Below are 15788 nucleotides of genomic sequence, written 5' to 3'. Positions count from 1 at the left end.
TTACTGAGATTCACTCGCGGCCCGGAAGTTTCTTCCACGCCACCTCGTTACGCAAATAAACCGGCTCCGCTTTCTCCACGGCCACGGTTTTCCCTGCCGCCAGCAGATAACAGGCTAACGGCAGCATATCCTCTGCCGCCGGCAGTTCAATTTCGCCGCTGCTTAAGGTCAGTCCGCTCTCTTTCGCCAGATCCGGCCACGCCTGCCAGCCGGTGCCGACGGTGGCCCATTCGCCGGAAAGCTGCGCCAGCCGTTCGGCCACCGCGTCCGGTTTGAGCACCGCTTCCGTCTCTTCGCCGTGCCAGACGCCCTGCTCGTCGCGCTGGTACTCAGCCCAGTAGACTTCACCCATCCTGGCGTCAATCGCCGCCAGCACGCGGGTGGCGCCGGTTTTGCGCCAGGCGCCCTGCGCCATGGTGGCCAGCGTGGAAACGCCGATCATCGGCAGCTCCGCGCCGAGCGCCAGACCCTGGGCGATGCCGATGCCGATACGCACGCCGGTAAAGCTGCCCGGGCCGCGGCCAAAGGCCAGCGCGTCCAGCTCGGTCAGGGTGGTGCCGCTCTCGGTGAGAACCTCCTGCACCAGCGGCAGGATACGTTGGGTGTGTTCGCGGGGACAAATTTCGAAATGAGCACTAAGGGTGCCATCATTCCACAGCGCCGCGGAGCAGGCCTCTGTGGCGGTATCGATAGCCAAAATTCGCATGGGTGGTCACGCTCTCGTTACATAGTTCAGGCCTTCAGGCAGCCTGTTTACCGGCAGACGGTCAATCCGTCGCCACACCGCCCGAAGTCTAGTGGGAACCGCTAATTAACAAAATGGCGCGCAGCTTAACACATTTTAGGGCGGATTACCTTGCCGGCGGCACGGCGAGGAAGCGCACCGCCCGGCGGATATCGCGGGTCCGCGGCGCGGGCGGCAGGCTGGCCAGGAACACCGCGCCGTAAGGGCGCATCACCAGCCGGTTGTCACAGATAACCAGCACCCCACGGTCGTCGATATCGCGGATCAGCCGGCCTACCCCCTGCTTGAGGGTGATCACCGCGTCCGGGAGCTGCACTTCATCGAACGGATCGCCGCCGCGTAGCCGGCAATCTTCCATCCGCGCTTTCAGCAGCGGGTCGTCCGGCGAGGTAAACGGCAGCTTATCGATGATCACCAGCGACAGCGCGTCTCCGCGCACATCGACCCCTTCCCAGAAGCTGCTGGTGGCCACCAGCAGGGCGTTGCCGGCGCTGACAAACTGCTGCAGCAGCTGGCCTTTACTGGTCTCCCCCTGCAGCAGCACCGGCAGGGTCATGGTGGCGCGGAACTGCTCCGCCAGATCGCGCATCATGGCGTGCGAAGTACACAGCATAAAGCAGCGACCGTCGTTAGCCTCGATCAGTGGTTTAAGCATGGCCGCCAGATGGCGCGCCGCGCCGGGCTGGTTCGGCAGCGGTAGATTACGCGGTACGCAGAGCAGCGCCTGATGCTGATAGTCAAAGGGACTAGGCAACAGCAGAGTCTGCGCCTCGTCGATCCCCAGCCGGGCGGTAAAGTGGTGTAGATCGTCATTTACCGACAGCGTCGCCGAGGTAAAGATCCAACTTCCCGACTTCTGCGCCATCACCTCTTTAAACTTCTCGGCCACGGTCAACGGCGTCAGCGCAAGGGTAAAGTGGCGCGAGGTGCACTCATACCAGTAGCTGTAGCCCGGCTGATTGATCTCTTTCAGCCGCTTCAGACGCCCGCGATAAAGCGTGGCGCGCTCAAAGGCGGCGTCGAGCAGCGCCGAGCGCCCCAGCGAAAGTTTGGCGACGTCGTAACACAGTTCAAGAGCATCATCGAGCAGCAGCAGCGCCCGCTGAATGTGGCTGTCCGCCAGCAGCTCGCGCAGGTTGCCGCGGTAGCCCGGGTCCCCCAGCTGCAGGCGAAAATCCTGGGCGCTTTGCGCGAGGCGGTCGGCGCATTTTTGCAGCTGCTGGGTGTCTTTCAGTTCGGTGCGGTAGGCAATGGTGATGTCTTTCGCCAGATCCAGCAGCTGGCGGCTGGAGAGCGACTGGCCAAAGTACTGGCTGGCGATATCCGGCAGCTGATGGGCTTCGTCGAAGATCATCACCTCCGCCTCGGGGATCAGTTCGGCAAAGCCGCTCTCTTTGACCACCATATCGGCAAGAAACAGATGATGGTTGACCACCACCACGTCGGCATCCATCGCTTTTTTACGCGCCTTCACCACGAAGCAATCTTTATACAGCGGGCAATCGCTGCCGAGGCAGTTATCGTTGGTGCTGGTGACCAGCGGCCAGGCCTGGGAATCTTCCGCCACGCTGGCGCAGGTGCTGATATCGCCATCCTGGGTTTGGTTCGACCAGGAGCGCAGGAGGATCACGTCGCTGAGGGTTTGCACCGGCAGATCGCCCCCCGCCAGCGCCTGCTGTTCCAGGCGTTCGAGGCACAGGTAGTTGGAACGCCCTTTTAGCAGCGCCAGTTTGCCGGTGAATTTGAGCGCTTTGGCGACGGTGGGCAGATCGCGGCTGTAGAGCTGATCCTGAAGCGCTTTCGACCCGGTGGAGATAATCACCTTTTTTTTCGCCCGCAGCGCCGGCGCCAGGTAAGCGTAGGTTTTACCGGTTCCGGTCCCCGCTTCCACCACCAGCGGCCGGGAGGCCTCAATCGCTTCGCTGACCGCCACCGCCATCTGGCGCTGCGGCTCGCGCGGTTTAAATCCCGGTATGGCTTTGGCTAGCTGGCCGTCTGCTGCAAAATCGTCGATCACATTGCCCCCTGGTTATTTGGACAGTGATTATGTCAGGGAGGACGGCGTTTCGCCAGTCCGGGTAGTGACGCGAGCGGAACATTATGGCAGTCTTGCCGCTGCCGAATGGAATGCTCAAAGAGGAATGAGAAATGACAATTACGCGTATTGATGCCGAAGCCCGCTGGTCAGATGTGGTGATCCACAATCAGACCCTTTACTACACCGGCGTACCGGCGAATCTTGATGCCGATGCCTTCGAGCAGACCGCCAACACCCTGGCGCAGATTGACGCGGTGCTGGAAAAACAGGGCAGCGACAAGTCGCGTATTCTTGACGCCACTATTTTCCTTGCCGACAAAAGCGACTTTGCGGCGATGAATAAAGCCTGGGACGCCTGGGTGGTAGCCGGTCACGCCCCGGTGCGCTGCACGGTGGAAGCGACGCTGATGAACCCGCAATATAAAGTTGAGATCAAAATCATCGCCGCGGTGTAATTACTCGTCTTCGTCTTCATCTTCAAAGCGCGCGACGATCCGTTCGCCGGTATGAGTCGCGCGTAGCTCTTCCGCCACCAGGGCAATCGCCTGGCCGCTGCTCATCCCCTGGGCCATCAGTTCCTGGATACGTTCGACCGCTTTTTGCTGTTGCTCGTGGCTCAGCGAAGGTAAACCTGCAAACATCTTGTACTCCTGCTACATTGTGGGGCGTAATTATTTCACGCCGTCCCCGCCTACGCCAGAGGGACGGTAACGTTCAGGATCGAGAAAGATGTTGTCCCCCGCGATTATTACCCTGCCCTGGCGCCCGGATGCCGCCGAATACTATTTTACGCCGTTAAGCGCCACGCCCTGGGCGATGCTGCTGCATTCCGGCTTTGCCGACCATCCGCATAACCGTTTTGATATTCTGGTGGCGGCCCCGCGCGCCACGTTGCTGACGCGCGGTGAACAGACCTGGATCGATGACGGCGAGACCGTTTGTGTCTCGGCTGACGATCCGCTGCAACTGCTTCAGCAGCAGCTGGATCGTCAGCCGTTCACGCCGCAGCCCCATGAGGATCTGCCGTTTCTTGGCGGCGCGCTGGGGCTTTTCGGTTACGATCTGGGCCGCCGTTTTGAGCGACTTCCCGCTGCCGCGCAGGCCGATATCGCGCTGCCGGATATGGCGGTGGGGATTTATGACTGGGCGCTGATCGTCGACCATCAGCGCCAGCAGGTGTCGCTGCTCAGCTATGACGACCCGCAGCAGCGTCTGCAGTGGCTGGAGGCGCAAACGCCGGCGCCGGGTGAAACCTTCGCCCTGACCTCGGCCTGGCAGTCAAATATGAACCGCCAGCAGTATGGCGAGAAATTTCGTCAGGTGCAGGCCTATCTGCGCAGCGGTGACTGCTATCAGGTCAACCTCGCCCAGCGTTTTCAGGCCCGCTACGTCGGGGATGAATGGCAGGCCTTCCGCCAGCTGAACGCCGCCAACCGCGCCCCCTTTAGCGCCTTCATCCGCCTTGCGGAAGGGGCGATTTTAAGCCTGTCGCCGGAGCGATTTATTCAGCTCCGCCAGGGTGAGATCCAGACGCGCCCGATTAAGGGCACCCTGCCGCGGCTCGATTCGCCGCTGGCGGATGCGCAGCAGGCGGAGAAGCTGGCGAACTCGCCGAAAGACCGCGCTGAGAATTTAATGATTGTCGACCTGATGCGCAACGACATCGGCCGCGTCGCCGTCCCGGGCAGCGTGCGGGTCCCCGAGCTGTTCGTCGTGGAGCCGTTCCCGGCGGTCCATCATCTGGTCAGCACCATCACCGCCCGCCTGCCGGCGACGCTTCATGCCAGCGATCTGCTGCGCGCCGCCTTCCCCGGAGGGTCGATCACCGGCGCGCCGAAGGTACGGGCGATGGAGATTATTGATGAACTGGAACCCCAGCGACGCAACGCCTGGTGCGGGAGCGTCGGCTATCTGAGCTATTGCGGCAATATGGATACCAGCATCACCATTCGCACCCTGACGGCCTGGCAGGGGCAACTGTATTGCTCCGCCGGAGGCGGTATCGTCGCGGACAGCGAGGAAGATGCGGAATATCAGGAAACTTTTGATAAAGTTAATCGTATCCTGCACCAACTGGAGAACTAGACCATGGCGGACCACGCCCTCAATCTGGATGATTTTCTGTCCCGCTTCCAGCTGCTGCGCCCTCAGCCTTCGCGCCATGCGCTCAATCAGCGGCAGGCGGCGGTACTGGTGCCGATCGTGCGCCGGCCGCAGCCTGGCCTGCTGCTGACCCAGCGCTCGCCGCTGCTGCGCAAGCACGCCGGCCAGGTCGCCTTTCCCGGCGGGGCGGTAGATAATACCGATGCGACCCTTATCGCCGCCGCTCTGCGCGAAGCCCAGGAAGAGGTGGCGATCCCGCCGGAGACGGTTGAGGTGATTGGCGTTCTGCCGCCGGTGGACAGCGTCACCGGCTTCCAGGTGACGCCGGTGGTGGGTATTATTCCGCCGGATCTGCACTATCACGCCAGCCAGGACGAAGTCTCCGCGGTATTTGAAATGCCGCTCGCCGAGGCCCTGCGCCTCGGGCGCTATCATCCGCTCGATATCCACCGCCGGGGCAACGACCACCGCGTCTGGCTCTCCTGGTACCAGCATTATTTTGTCTGGGGGATGACCGCCGGGATCATTCGCGAGCTGGCGCTGCAGATAGGCGCGCGCCCTTAGCTATACTGATTATGAGAGGGCGCTCTCACTATTAGTAAAATCGCGGTTATCCATTAGTTTAATTCATGTGAATAGTTGAACTGACAGGGCGCTTCCCTCTTACACTATGCGCAGTTATTACATCGTTACCGCACCCGCGGTAACCCTGTCAGGAGTATTATCGTGATTAGTCTATTCGACATGTTCAAGGTGGGGATTGGTCCCTCATCTTCCCACACTGTTGGCCCGATGAAGGCCGGTAAACAGTTCGTCGATGACCTGGTCGAAAAAGGATTGCTTAATGCAGTGACCCGCGTGGCGGTTGACGTCTACGGTTCGCTGTCATTAACCGGCAAAGGCCACCATACGGACATCGCCATTATCATGGGACTGGCGGGCAATCAGCCCGATACGGTCGATATAGACGCGATACCGGCATTTATCCGTGACGTCGAGACACGCGGCCGTCTGCTGCTGGCCAACGGTCAGCACGAAGTCGACTTCCCGGCGGATGACGGCATGCGTTTTCGCAGCGACAATCTGCCGCTGCACGAAAACGGCATGACCATTCATGCCTGGGCCGGCGAGAAAGAGATCTACTGCAAGACCTATTACTCGATTGGCGGCGGCTTTATCGTCGACGAAGAGCACTTCGGCAAAGAAAACGCCAACGAACTGCAGGTGCCCTACCCGTTTAAATCGGCGCAGGAAATGCTGGCCTACTGCAAAGAGACCGGCCTGTCGCTCTCCGGGATGGTAATGCAGAACGAGCTGGCGCTGCACAGCAAAAAAGAGATCGAGGACTATTTCGCTAATGTCTGGCAGACCATGCGCGCCTGTATCGACCGCGGCATGAACACCGAAGGCGTGCTGCCTGGCCCGCTGCGCGTGCCGCGTCGCGCCTCGGCGCTGCGTCGTCTGCTGGTGGCCAGCGATAAGCTCTCCAGCGATCCGATGAACGTGGTTGACTGGGTCAACATGTTCGCGCTGGCGGTCAATGAAGAGAACGCCGCCGGCGGTCGCGTGGTGACCGCGCCGACCAACGGCGCCTGCGGCATCGTTCCGGCGGTACTCGCCTATTACGATCACTTTATCGAATCCGTCAGCCCGGAGATCTATATCCGCTACTTTATGGCCTGCGGTGCGATCGGCGCGCTGTACAAGATGAATGCCTCCATTTCCGGCGCCGAAGTCGGCTGTCAGGGCGAAGTGGGCGTCGCCTGCTCGATGGCGGCGGCGGGTCTGGCTGAACTGCTCGGCGCCAGCCCGGAGCAAGTCTGCGTGGCGGCGGAGATCGGTATGGAACACAACCTCGGCCTGACCTGCGACCCGGTCGCCGGTCAGGTACAGGTGCCGTGCATAGAACGTAACGCCATCGCCTCCGTGAAAGCGATCAACGCCGCGCGGATGGCGATGCGCCGCACCAGCGAACCGCGCGTCTCGCTCGATAAAGTGATCGAGACCATGTACGAAACCGGCAAAGACATGAACGCCAAGTACCGCGAAACCTCGCGAGGCGGCCTGGCGATTAAAGTTCAGTGTGACTAACATGTTGGCTTTCGCCTGCCGCCTCCCGGGGCGCAGGCGCGGAGCGAGGGTAACTAAAAGCCCCTGCCTTCCTGATGCGCCCTCCGTGGCGCATTTTCTTTTTTCTATACCTGGCGATATTCTGCCACTACAATTGCTCTATTAAATAAGCCACGCTTAACCACTCGTCCTGTCGACAGGGTGTCGCACATGCAGACTGCACAAAAAGTCATTACGGCCTATCGCCGCAAACGCATTATAGTCTGCCTGCTGGTCGCCCTGGTGACCCTGGGCGCCACCTTAGCCATTCGATTTATTTCGCAGCGTAGCGAAAATGAAGACTATATCCGCACGGCCGCCAGCCAGCAGGTGGCGGCGCTGAATAATATCCTGCGCCCGCTGAGCGCGGAGCGCACCACCCTGCTTCCTCTGGTGGGCAAACGCTGCCCGGATATCCATCTGACCCTGCGCAAAATGGCAGCCTCGTTGCAGACCGTTCGTTCCGTCGTCCTCGTGACGGACGGTATCGTTTACTGTTCGAGTATTTTCGGGCAACGGCAGGCGGATTTACACCAGCTGCAGCCCTCGCTGCCAGCCCCCCATCCTTTATTACTCTTTTCAACCGAAAAATCGCTGCTTAAAGGGACGCCGGTATTGATCCAGTGGTACCCCACCCCGGAAAGCGGCCAGGACGGCGTGATGTTGATTGTCAATATCGAGCTGCTGGGGACCTTAATTCTCAACGAAAAATCATCCCTGATAAGCGACGTCAGCCTGCAGGTTGGCGATCGTTATTTTAGCAGCCGCGATGGGCTTCTCGATAAAACGCATACCCCGCAGGGAACGGTGATTTATCGCCAACGCTCTAGCGAGTTTCCGTTTACCATCAACATCAACGGCCCTGGCGCCTCGACAATCGCCCTCGAAGAACTGCCCGGCGAGCTGCCGCTGGCGCTGATCTTCAGCCTGCTAATGACCGGCATCGCCTGGCTGGCCACCGCCGGAAGAATGAGCTTCTCGCGGGAGATAAGCCTCGGTATTTCCGCCCGGGAGTTTGCCCTCTGGTGCCAGCCGCTGCAGGATGCGCGCAGCGGCCGCTGCTGCGGGGTGGAGATCCTGCTGCGCTGGAACAACCCTCGCCGCGGAGCGATTTCGCCGGAGGTGTTTATTCCCATCGCCGAAGGGGACAATCTGATCATCCCCCTCACCCGCTACGTCATTGCCGAAACCGCCCGCCGTCTGGATGTTTTTCCCAGCGACCGCCAATTTCATATCGCCATTAACGTCGCTGCCCGCCACTTCGCCAACGGCTTACTGCTGCATGACCTGCATAATTACTGGTTCAGCATGAACCCGGTACAACAGCTGGTGGTCGAGCTGACCGAACGCGATGTCCTGCAGGATGGCGACCAGCATATGGCCGAAGATCTGCACCTGAAAGGCGTACAGCTGGCGATCGATGACTTTGGCACCGGCAACAGTTCGCTCTCATGGCTGGAAAAACTGCGCCCGGACGTGCTGAAGATTGACCGCTCGTTTACCAGCTCGGTGGGGATAGACAGCGTCAATGCCACGGTGACCGATATCATTATCTCCCTCGCCAACCGGCTGAATATTATTACCGTTGCCGAAGGGGTGGAGACGCTGGAGCAGGAAAGCTACCTCAGAAACCACGGCGTCGATGTGCTGCAGGGGTTTTATTATGCGCGGCCGATGCCGGTGGAGGCGTTCCCGGCGTGGCTGGCCAGTCAAGAGGCAACAGAATAACTCGCCGGCCCCCACGGGAACCGGCGCGCAGGACGATTATTCTTCTTCGTCGCTCGGCGGACGGGTGACCACCGCGCGTACCAGATCGACCCGGTAGTCATTCGCTTCCACCACGGTGAAATGCAGCGGCGGCAGCGACACCACGTCGCCAATGCGCGGGATATGGCCATTGGCGGAGATCACCAGACCGGCAACGGTGGCAATATCCTCATCGTCATTGATCAGCGGATCCAGCCCCAGCGCCTGCTGCAGCGCATGCAGGTCGGTCGACCCCTTAATAAGCCAGCCGTCGCCATCGATAACGATCTCCGGCGTCTCATCGGCGTCCGGGAATTCACCGGCGATCGCTTCCAGGACGTCCAGCGGCGTCACCAGCCCCTGCACCACGCCAAATTCATTGGTCACGATGACGAAACTGCCGCGCGCGCGACGCAGGACGCCGAGCAGATTGATCGGGTCCAGCGTTTCAGGCACCACAATCGCCGGAGAGGCGGAGGCCAGCGCCGCGACGTTTTCGCCCGACTCCAGGGCCACCAGCATCTCTTTCGCCCGCACGATGCCAATGATTTCGTCCAGTTCTCCGCGGCAGACCGGGAACAGGCTGTGCGGCGACGAAAGCAGCTGACGGCGAATTTCATCTTCACTCTGCTCAGCATCCACCCAGCTGATTTCCCCGCGCGGAGTCATGATGCTGCGCAGAGAGCGCTGAGCCAGCGTCAGCACGCCGTTAATCATATAGCGCTCTTCTTCCGCAAAGGCGCCCTCCGGTACCGGCACCGACGCCGGGCTGTCGGCGTCATGGTTGACGGAGGCCTGTTTACGGCCGCCCATCAGGCGCAGGATCGCATCCGCGGTACGGGCGCGCAGCGGCAGCGTCGACTGGTGACGAACAAAGTTGCGGCGCGCCACCTGGTTAAAGAACTCAATGATGATCGAGAAACCGATCGCCGCGTACAGGTACCCTTTCGGAATATGGAAGCCAAACCCTTCCGCCACCAGGCTCAGGCCGATCATCAACAGGAAGCTCAGACAGAGCACCACCACCGTCGGGTGCTGGTTGACAAAGCGCGTCAACGGCTTGGACGCCAGCAGCATCATAATCATCGCGATCACGACCGCCGCCATCATCACCGGCAGATGGTTCACCATCCCGACCGCGGTGATCACCGCATCCAGAGAGAAGACAGCATCCAGCACCACGATCTGCAGTACCACCACCCAGAAACTGGCATAGCCTTTCCCGTGCCCGGCGTCATGCTGGCGGTTTTCCAGCCGTTCATGCAGCTCGGTTGTCGCCTTGAACAGCAAGAAGATCCCGCCGAGCAGCATGATGAGGTCACGCCCGGAAAAGGAGAAATCGGCGATAGTAATCAGCGGTTTAGTCAGCGTCACCATCCAGGAGATCACCGACAGCAGCCCCAGGCGCATCACCAGCGCCAGCGACAGGCCGATCAGTCGCGCTTTATCACGCTGCTTCGGCGGCAGCTTGTCCGCCAGGATGGCAATAAACACCAGGTTATCGATACCGAGCACAATTTCCAGAACGATAAGCGTCAACAGGCCGGCCCAGATTGAGGGATCCATTAACAATTCCATGTGCGACTCCGGTTAGCGGCAACGTCAGTCATCGCCATGTCATGCGCGGACGCGACAATAGATGCTGAGAGATAAGCGTGATGCGTGGAGGTGGCAACCAGGTGCCAGAAAGTGAAAAGACGTCGATGACGGTCCATACTGCGGGCTATGCCCTATACTCCTGAGTAATTAAACGGAAGTTAAACATAGCAAAATATAGATCGAAATTGGAAAAGATTTACCTGAATTTGCAATAACTAAGGCTATTTTTTGCGCTGCAAAATTATTACCAGGCGATGCCTGATTAACGGATCTTCATCACATTAATTATTTTTTCACTGTCTAAAATAATTCGCGGTAGTAACTATTTTCTATCTTACACCCTAACTGAATCGATTTTGTCCTCAAGAGTGATTCAGGATGTATCAAAGCAGATGATGCATTCACGATAATAAAGGAGGTAGCAAGTGACGATTGCTATTGTAATAGGCACACATGGTTGGGCTGCAGAACAGCTGCTGAAAACAGCAGAGATGCTGTTGGGCGAGCAGGAAAACGTTGGCTGGATCGATTTCGTTCCGGGTGAAAACGCCGAAACGCTGATCGAGAAATACAATGCCCAGTTGGCAAAACTGGATACCAGTAAAGGCGTGCTGTTTCTCGTCGATACATGGGGAGGCAGCCCGTTCAACGCTGCGAGCCGCATTGTCGTCGATAAAGAGCATTACGAAGTCATCGCCGGCGTCAACATCCCGATGCTGGTGGAAACCTTCATGGCCCGTGATGACGATCCTTCCTTTGATGAGCTGGTCGCCTTAGCGGTAGAGACCGGCAGCGAAGGCGTGAAAGCGCTGAAGGCCAAACCGGTGGAAAAAGCGGCCCCTGCGCCCGCTCCTGCCGCGGCGCCAAAAGCCGCCGCCCCGGCCAAACCGATGGGCCCGAATGACTACATGGTCATTGGCCTTGCGCGTATCGACGACCGCCTGATCCATGGACAGGTCGCCACCCGCTGGACCAAAGAGACCAACGTCACCCGCATCATCGTCGTCAGCGACGAAGTCGCCGCGGATACCGTGCGCAAAACCCTGTTGACCCAGGTTGCGCCGCCGGGCGTCACCGCCCACGTGGTGGACGTCGCCAAAATGATCCGCGTCTACAACAACCCGATGTACGCCGGACAGCGCGTGATGCTGCTGTTTACTAACCCGACCGACGTTGAGCGCATCGTCGAGGGCGGCGTGAAAATCACCAGCGTCAACATCGGCGGTATGGCGTTCCGCCAGGGCAAAACCCAGGTTAACAACGCGATTTCGGTCGATGCCAAAGATATTGAGGCGTTTAACAAGCTGAACGCACGCGGTATCGAGCTGGAGGCACGTAAAGTGTCCACCGACCCGAAACTGAAAATGATGGATCTGATCGCCAAGGTTGATAAATAACCCGGACGATCGCGCCCCAGTTTTCACTTTAAGACTTAATCAACAGGAGAAGTACAATGGAGATTACCCTTCTTCAGATTGTGCTGGTGTTCATCGTCGCGTGTATTGCGGGTATGGAGTCGGTGCTTGATGAATTTCAGTTCCACCGTCCACTGGTCGCCTGTACGCTGATCGGCGCCGTTCTCGGCGATATGAAAACCGGTATTATCATCGGCGGTACGCTGGAAATGATCGCCCTGGGCTGGATGAACATCGGTGCGGCGGTTGCCCCTGATGCCGCGCTGGCGTCCATTATTTCCACCGTTCTGGTTATTGCCGGCCATCAGAGCATCGGCGCCGGCATCGCTCTGGCTATCCCGCTGGCGGCTGCAGGCCAGGTGCTGACCATCATCGTGCGTACCATCACCGTAGCCTTCCAGCACGCAGCGGATAAAGCGGCGGAGAATGGCAACCTGACCGCCCTGTCGTGGCTGCACGTCTCATCCCTGTTCCTGCAGGCGATGCGTATCGCTATCCCGGCCGTCATCGTGGCCATTTCCGTCGGTACCAGCGAAGTCCAGGGCCTGCTTAATGCGATCCCTGAAGTGGTTACCAGCGGCCTGAACATCGCCGGCGGCATGATCGTGGTTGTAGGTTACGCGATGGTTATCAATATGATGCGCGCGGGCTACCTGATGCCGTTCTTCTACCTCGGCTTCGTCACCGCCGCCTTCACCAACTTCAACCTGGTGGCCCTGGGCGTGATTGGCGCGGTCATGGCAATCCTCTACATCCAGCTGAGCCCGAAATATAACCGCGTCGCCGGTGCCCCGGCTCAGGCGGCTGGTAACAACGATCTCGATAACGAACTGGACTAACAGGTGAGCGAAATGGTTGATATGACTAAAAATACCACCGAGAAAAAACTCACTCAGAGTGATATTCGTGGCGTGTTCATTCGTTCTAACCTGTTCCAGGGTTCATGGAACTTCGAACGTATGCAGGCGCTGGGCTTCTGCTTCTCTATGGTTCCGGCGATTCGTCGTCTCTACCCGGAGAACAACGATGCGCGTAAGCAGGCGATTAAGCGTCACCTTGAGTTCTTCAATACCCATCCTTACGTTGCCGCGCCGGTACTGGGCGTAACGCTGGCGATGGAAGAGCAGCGCGCCAATGGCGCAGAGATTGACGATGGCGCCATCAACGGCATCAAAGTCGGTCTGATGGGGCCGCTGGCCGGCGTCGGCGACCCGATCTTCTGGGGTACGGTGCGTCCGGTGTTCGCGGCCTTAGGCGCCGGGATCGCGATGAGCGGAAGCCTGCTCGGACCTCTGCTGTTCTTTATCCTGTTCAACGCGGTGCGACTACTGACCCGCTACTATGGCGTCGCCTACGGTTACCGCAAAGGCGTGGACATCGTGAAAGATATGGGCGGCGGCTTCCTGCAGAAACTGACTGAGGGGGCGTCAATCCTCGGCCTGTTTGTCATGGGGGCGCTGGTTAACAAGTGGACGCACGTGAACATTCCGATGGTGGTGTCAAAAATCACCGGCTCTGACGGACAGGTTCACGTCACCACGGTGCAGACGATCCTCGACCAGCTGATGCCGGGCCTGGTACCGCTGCTGTTGACCTTCGCCTGTATGTGGCTGCTGCGTAAGAAAGTTAACCCGCTGTGGATCATCGTTGGCTTCTTTGTCATCGGTATCGCGGGCTACGCTGTCGGTCTGCTGGGTCTGTAATTTCCAGGTTGTACGCCGGGGGCTTGCCCCCGGCTTTTTTTTATCAGGAGGAACGCAAAGCAATGACATTCACGGACCTGGTGATCATCCTGTTTATCCTTGCGCTACTGGCCTACGCGGTGTATGACCAGTTTATTATGCCGAGGCGCAACGGCCCGGTGCTGCTGGCCATCCCCCTGCTTCGCCGCAGCCGCGTTGACGGCATGATCTTTGTCGGCCTCATCGCCATTCTGATCTATAACAACATCACCCAGCACGGCACCGCGATCACCACCTGGCTATTATCTGCGCTGGCGCTGATGGGACTCTATTTATTCTGGATCCGTACGCCGAAAATCATTTTTAAACCGCGCGGCTTTTTCTTCGCCAACGTGTGGATAGAATATCAGCGAATTAAAGAGATGAATTTATCCGAAGACGGCGTACTGGTGATGCAATTAGAGCAACGGCGGCTGCTGATTCGCGTACGAAATATCGACGATCTGGAGAAAATATACAAACTTCTCGTTTCAACTCAATGATTTAAAAATATAGCCAACGCTATGTTTTTTCAGATTTCGTCTGGGAAATTATATAGCCATGGCTATATTTCCCCCTCTGCCCTTCTGTTTTTCATTAACTATTTATTTACTTATAAATTCAAATGAAAATCGTTATCATTTGGTTATTAAAATAGCGCTCTTCTGTTATTGTTTTATATTCTAAAAATATGTTAAGGTTGCGCCCGTCATTGGGGAGTAGCCGATTTCCTGCCCGTCAGGAAATGTACGTGTCAACATACTCGTTGCAAAACGTGGCACGTACGGGTTGAAGTGATTCAATCAGGCGAGACCATAGATACATCACTGCTGTACGTATTGCTCAGCCATTGAGCGGCTCCGCGTATATTTACTGGGGGCAGCGATGTGTCATATGGATTATCCCCGGTCAGGACAGGCACATGAATTTATCCGCAACCCTTCTTCTCGCTTTCGGCATGTCTATGGACGCCTTCGCGGCCTCTATCGGCAAAGGCGCCACCCTGCATAAACCCAAATTCTCAGAAGCTGTACGCACCGGGCTGATTTTTGGCGCCATTGAAACCCTGACGCCGCTGGTCGGCTGGGGACTGGGCATGCTGGCCAGCCAGTTTGTGCTCGAGTGGAATCACTGGATTGCTTTTATTCTGCTGGTGTTTCTCGGCGGGCGGATGATTGTCGAAGGGCTTCGCGGCGATAGCGACGAGGCGTGCGAGGCGCCCCGCCGGCATGGCTTCTGGCTGCTGGTCACCACCGCCTTCGCCACCAGCCTTGACGCGATGGCCGTCGGCGTCGGTCTGGCCTTCCTGCAGGTCAGCATTGTGACCACCGCGCTGGCGATCGGCTGCGCCACCTTTATCATGTCGACGCTGGGGATCATGGTGGGTCGCTTTATCGGCCCGCTGCTGGGCAAACGGGCCGAAATTCTCGGCGGTATCGTACTGATTGGCATCGGCAGCGAAATTCTATGGAGCCATTTCGCCGGTTAAGCTTTACTCCTCACGCTGCCAGCAATGGATCATAAAATCGGTCTGGCAGCCAAAGGTCGCCTGCTGACGCAGCGCGTCATGCACTTCGGCTTTGGCCCGCCACGCGAACGGCGTCATCTGCAGCAGGGCCTGCGCTTCACTTCCCGTCAGGGTCATCGGATAAGCCAGCTGCTGCTGAGCATCCAGGCGGAACCCCGGCATCGCTTCCGTCTTCAGCTCATGCAGGCGGATCTCATCGTAAATCAGCCCTTTCAGCTCCAGCAGATGGCGGGGTCCCGGCGTGGCAGTGATCACCCATCCGCCAGGCCGCACCACCCGCGCCAGCTCACCGGCGTTGCAGGGGGCGTAAATGCGCACCACCGCATCGAAGCTGTTATCGGAGAATGGCAGCCGCTGGCTGGAGGCGACGCAAAAATTCACCTGCGGATAGCGTTTCGCCGCCGCACGGATTGCCGGCTTCGACACGTCCAGCCCCCAGCTGCGGCTGGCGAAGGCGGCAAATGCGTGGGTGTAATAGCCTTCGCCGCAGCCGATATCCAGTAATGCCTGAGGGGCAGCGTGCCGCATTCGCTCAGCGATAGCGTCCCGCAGCGGCTGATAATGCCCGGCGTCGAGGAACGCCCGACGGGCCTGCATCATCTCAGCGCTGTCGCCGGGATCGCGCGACCGTTTGAACTGCACCGGTAGCAGATTGACGTACCCCTCTTTCGCCAGATCGAACTGGTGCCGCTGCGGGCAGGAATAGTGATTGTCGCTACGGCTGAGCGGCGCGTGGCAAAGGGGGCAACTGTATGACATGACGGCTCCGGTGTCGCTGAAAGGG

At 58.8% G+C, this 15788-nt stretch carries 15 protein-coding genes and 1 riboswitch; of the genes, 10 read left to right on the top strand and 5 right to left on the bottom strand.

The genetic code is table 11. The annotated features are described in order from the left end of the window. Positions 1 to 10: 10 nt before the first annotated feature. Entirely contained in the window at positions 11 to 706 is a 696-nt protein-coding gene (gene tsaB / locus ACOI6Z_RS03180) for a tRNA (adenosine(37)-N6)-threonylcarbamoyltransferase complex dimerization subunit type 1 TsaB (RefSeq protein ID WP_023290213.1), read from the bottom strand. A 145-nt stretch (positions 707 to 851) separates the two neighbouring features. Further along, complete coding sequence (locus ACOI6Z_RS03175; protein WP_004175456.1) at positions 852 to 2762, bottom strand: ATP-dependent DNA helicase; 1911 nt, start codon at positions 2760 to 2762, stop codon at positions 852 to 854. A 131-nt stretch (positions 2763 to 2893) separates the two neighbouring features. Here ACOI6Z_RS03175 and ACOI6Z_RS03170 point away from each other — a divergent pair, with 131 nt between their 5' ends. Then, positions 2894 to 3238, top strand: a complete 345-nt coding sequence (locus ACOI6Z_RS03170; RefSeq protein WP_002910910.1) for a RidA family protein — start codon at positions 2894 to 2896, stop codon at positions 3236 to 3238. Here the strand turns inward: ACOI6Z_RS03170 and ACOI6Z_RS03165 are convergent, their stop codons facing one another. Beyond that, a complete protein-coding gene (locus ACOI6Z_RS03165) occupies positions 3239 to 3424 on the bottom strand; it encodes a YoaH family protein (protein WP_004203339.1) in 186 nt (61 codons plus the stop codon). It abuts the gene before it with no gap. Between the two features lie 88 nt (positions 3425 to 3512). Between ACOI6Z_RS03165 and pabB the strand changes: the two genes are divergently transcribed. From pabB to ACOI6Z_RS03145, 4 genes are all read left to right on the top strand, one after another. Beyond that, a complete protein-coding gene (gene pabB / locus ACOI6Z_RS03160; RefSeq protein ID WP_064157411.1) occupies positions 3513 to 4868 on the top strand; it encodes an aminodeoxychorismate synthase component 1 in 1356 nt (451 codons plus the stop codon). A 3-nt stretch (positions 4869 to 4871) separates the two neighbouring features. Further along, complete coding sequence (locus ACOI6Z_RS03155) at positions 4872 to 5450, top strand: CoA pyrophosphatase (protein WP_023290215.1); 579 nt, start codon at positions 4872 to 4874, stop codon at positions 5448 to 5450. A 162-nt stretch (positions 5451 to 5612) separates the two neighbouring features. Beyond that, positions 5613 to 6977, top strand: coding sequence for an L-serine ammonia-lyase (gene sdaA / locus ACOI6Z_RS03150; RefSeq protein WP_004203344.1), 1365 nt, complete (start codon positions 5613 to 5615; stop codon positions 6975 to 6977). A gap of 189 nt (positions 6978 to 7166) precedes the next feature. After that, positions 7167 to 8723, top strand: coding sequence for an EAL domain-containing protein (locus ACOI6Z_RS03145; RefSeq protein WP_420686929.1), 1557 nt, complete (start codon positions 7167 to 7169; stop codon positions 8721 to 8723). Between the two features lie 36 nt (positions 8724 to 8759). On the opposite strand, the gene yoaE is transcribed toward ACOI6Z_RS03145, so the two are convergent. Beyond that, positions 8760 to 10319 (bottom strand): CNNM family cation transport protein YoaE, encoded by a 1560-nt coding sequence (gene yoaE, locus ACOI6Z_RS03140; RefSeq protein WP_023290217.1) that lies wholly within the window; start codon positions 10317 to 10319, stop codon positions 8760 to 8762. Positions 10320 to 10765: 446 nt separating this feature from the next. On the opposite strand from yoaE, the gene manX reads away from it, so the two are divergent. The 5 genes from manX to mntP all read left to right on the top strand — a co-directional run bounded on the left by manX (position 10766) and on the right by mntP (position 14965). Then, positions 10766 to 11737: a PTS mannose transporter subunit IIAB gene (manX, locus tag ACOI6Z_RS03135; RefSeq protein ID WP_008804289.1), complete on the top strand. Its 972-nt coding sequence runs from the start codon at positions 10766 to 10768 to the stop codon at positions 11735 to 11737. A 56-nt stretch (positions 11738 to 11793) separates the two neighbouring features. Then, positions 11794 to 12594, top strand: a complete 801-nt coding sequence (locus tag ACOI6Z_RS03130; RefSeq protein WP_004203359.1) for a PTS mannose/fructose/sorbose transporter subunit IIC — start codon at positions 11794 to 11796, stop codon at positions 12592 to 12594. A 12-nt stretch (positions 12595 to 12606) separates the two neighbouring features. After that, positions 12607 to 13458, top strand: coding sequence for a PTS mannose transporter subunit IID (locus tag ACOI6Z_RS03125; RefSeq protein ID WP_004145526.1), 852 nt, complete (start codon positions 12607 to 12609; stop codon positions 13456 to 13458). A gap of 62 nt (positions 13459 to 13520) precedes the next feature. After that, complete coding sequence (locus ACOI6Z_RS03120) at positions 13521 to 13979, top strand: DUF986 family protein (protein WP_023290218.1); 459 nt, start codon at positions 13521 to 13523, stop codon at positions 13977 to 13979. A gap of 199 nt (positions 13980 to 14178) precedes the next feature. Beyond that, positions 14179 to 14281, top strand: a riboswitch (yybP-ykoY riboswitch). Between the two features lie 117 nt (positions 14282 to 14398). After that, complete coding sequence (gene mntP, locus ACOI6Z_RS03115; protein ID WP_023290219.1) at positions 14399 to 14965, top strand: manganese efflux pump MntP; 567 nt, start codon at positions 14399 to 14401, stop codon at positions 14963 to 14965. A gap of 3 nt (positions 14966 to 14968) precedes the next feature. Here mntP and rlmA read toward each other — a convergent pair whose 3' ends face one another. Next, the gene (gene rlmA, locus ACOI6Z_RS03110) at positions 14969 to 15763 is read right to left on the bottom strand and encodes a 23S rRNA (guanine(745)-N(1))-methyltransferase (RefSeq protein WP_420686928.1); all 795 of its coding nucleotides are present in this window, start codon (positions 15761 to 15763) and stop codon (positions 14969 to 14971) included. Positions 15764 to 15788 lie beyond the last annotated feature (25 nt).

Origin of the sequence: Klebsiella sp. C239 (assembly GCF_048822715.1) — a bacterium.
GTDB lineage: Bacteria > Pseudomonadota > Gammaproteobacteria > Enterobacterales > Enterobacteriaceae > Klebsiella > Klebsiella quasipneumoniae.
Note: the sequence above shows the minus strand (reverse complement) of the source record. Positions and strands in the feature narration are given on the sequence as shown.

Bases quoted from the DNA above. Each gene is read 5' to 3' on its own strand.
- tsaB (WP_023290213.1), bottom strand. From the start codon at position 706: ATGCGAATTTTGGCTATCGATACCGCCACAGAGGCCTGCTCCGCGGCG.
- ACOI6Z_RS03170 (WP_002910910.1), top strand. From the start codon at position 2,894: ATGACAATTACGCGTATTGATGCCGAAGCCCGCTGGTCAGATGTGGTG.
- ACOI6Z_RS03165 (WP_004203339.1), bottom strand. From the start codon at position 3,424: ATGTTTGCAGGTTTACCTTCGCTGAGCCACGAGCAACAGCAAAAAGCG.
- pabB (WP_064157411.1), top strand. From the start codon at position 3,513: ATGTTGTCCCCCGCGATTATTACCCTGCCCTGGCGCCCGGATGCCGCC.
- ACOI6Z_RS03155 (WP_023290215.1), top strand. From the start codon at position 4,872: ATGGCGGACCACGCCCTCAATCTGGATGATTTTCTGTCCCGCTTCCAG.
- ACOI6Z_RS03145 (WP_420686929.1), top strand. From the start codon at position 7,167: ATGCAGACTGCACAAAAAGTCATTACGGCCTATCGCCGCAAACGCATT.
- yoaE (WP_023290217.1), bottom strand. From the start codon at position 10,319: ATGGAATTGTTAATGGATCCCTCAATCTGGGCCGGCCTGTTGACGCTT.
- ACOI6Z_RS03130 (WP_004203359.1), top strand. From the start codon at position 11,794: ATGGAGATTACCCTTCTTCAGATTGTGCTGGTGTTCATCGTCGCGTGT.
- ACOI6Z_RS03125 (WP_004145526.1), top strand. From the start codon at position 12,607: ATGGTTGATATGACTAAAAATACCACCGAGAAAAAACTCACTCAGAGT.
- ACOI6Z_RS03120 (WP_023290218.1), top strand. From the start codon at position 13,521: ATGACATTCACGGACCTGGTGATCATCCTGTTTATCCTTGCGCTACTG.
- mntP (WP_023290219.1), top strand. From the start codon at position 14,399: ATGAATTTATCCGCAACCCTTCTTCTCGCTTTCGGCATGTCTATGGAC.
- rlmA (WP_420686928.1), bottom strand. From the start codon at position 15,763: ATGTCATACAGTTGCCCCCTTTGCCACGCGCCGCTCAGCCGTAGCGAC.